Source organism: Acinetobacter kyonggiensis, from assembly GCF_900107285.1.
Classification (GTDB): domain Bacteria; phylum Pseudomonadota; class Gammaproteobacteria; order Pseudomonadales; family Moraxellaceae; genus Acinetobacter; species Acinetobacter kyonggiensis.
In genome coordinates, this window is record NZ_FNPK01000070.1 from 1 (window position 1) to 1,482 (window position 1,482).

The 1,482-nt window shown below is 43.1% G+C and carries 1 protein-coding gene; it reads right to left on the reverse strand.

Annotated elements, in window-relative coordinates; translation table 11 throughout:
- Window positions 1-49 precede the first annotated feature (49 nt).
- On the reverse strand, window positions 50-1,375 hold the full coding sequence (locus tag BLV99_RS17960) for an ISNCY family transposase (protein ID WP_092693075.1): 1,326 nt from the start codon (window positions 1,373-1,375) through the stop codon (window positions 50-52).
- Between the last annotated feature and the right edge of the window lie 107 nt (window positions 1,376-1,482).

A 1,482-nucleotide genomic window follows, 5' to 3' on the forward strand; every position in this document is an offset into this window, starting at 1 on the left:
TGTTATTCCCAAGTAGAAATGTCCTACCTAATAACCAAATAGAAATGTCCTATATGGACATTTCCAAGTCAAGCACAGGATTCATATTTCGTTGTTGAATTGCTGTTTTCTGTGCACGTCTGCTTGGCATCTTTTGAGAACGATTGCGTTTGTTTTGCTGTTCCAGTTCTTCATGCTGTTGTTGAATATGATGAAGTACAGTTCCTAAACGCTTGTTTTCAACAATCTCGCGCTGGTTGAGCTGACTTAATTTATCGAAGATGCTGTAATTGATCTTTCTACCTTGATGCATGATGGCTACAGTACCATCCGGGTATTCTAGAAACTCAAGATACTTACCGATTAGCTTCTGATTTTCTTCTGTATTCTCCAGTAGATATACGCATTTATCATAAGTAATGGTCAAGCTATTCGTGACTCTGCGGGGTTCACGCCAGGTAAAAATATCATCTAATTCCTCAGCTGTTTCAGTGACAGTCCGGTGTAGATCCTTGGGATTAAAAGCCATCTTGGCAAATTTACGATTAAACTGCTCGATAAAACAGGGCAACCACTTATTCGCATCTGCAATCGAACTGATACCTTCGAGGCGCATTTCCTTGATCAGACGGTCCTGAAGGGTTCTGTTGGCACGTTCTACACGACCTTTGGCCTGGGGTGAGTTAGCGAAGATGATATCGATATTGAGGGTACTGAGTACGCGTCCAAACTGCGTAATCTTGGTGTCTTTCTTGCTGCTTTGATTCACCCTAAAGACTGAATGTTTGTCGCTGTAAAACGCCAACGGTTTACCGTGCTGTTCGACATACAAGCGTGTCGAGATCATATAGTCAAAGGCTGATTCTGACTCACAGAAGCGTAAATGCTGCAATTTTCCTGTGGCATCATCAATAAATACCAGTAGACAGCATTTAGCAGCACGTCCTTCGAACCAGTCATGGTGTGAACCATCAATTTGGATCAGTTCACCCAGGCAATCTCGATTATATCGAGGCTGATACGGGCGTTTTAGGCGCTTAGAGCGAGGAATCCATAAATCGGCTGCAATCATCCAGGAACGCAGGGTTTCCACTGAAAGATCGAATCCATGAACGCTGGTCAGCTTTTCATGGGCTAAAGTCGGTCCGAAACCATGGAATTGCTCAGCGACCATATTAAGGCACTTTAATCTGAGTGCTTCAGGAAGTTTGGAATTGCTGGTTTGGCCACGTGCAGCATGTGCTAATGCCGCTGAGCCTTGAGCTTTGTATTTTTGCAGTAAGCGTCTGATCTGACGTTCTGAAATATGAAGTAGCTGAGCAGCTTGGGATTGAGTTATGCGTTGATCGCAGATTTCCTGCAAAACCGACAATCGTTTAAGTTCTTTATCCGACATAGACACCAACATATCAAACCGTCCGCTAAGAAAATCGCAAAAGCATATATTCTAAAAGCGGACATTTTTACTTTGGAGAAACCGGACATTTCTATTTGGGGCTTACA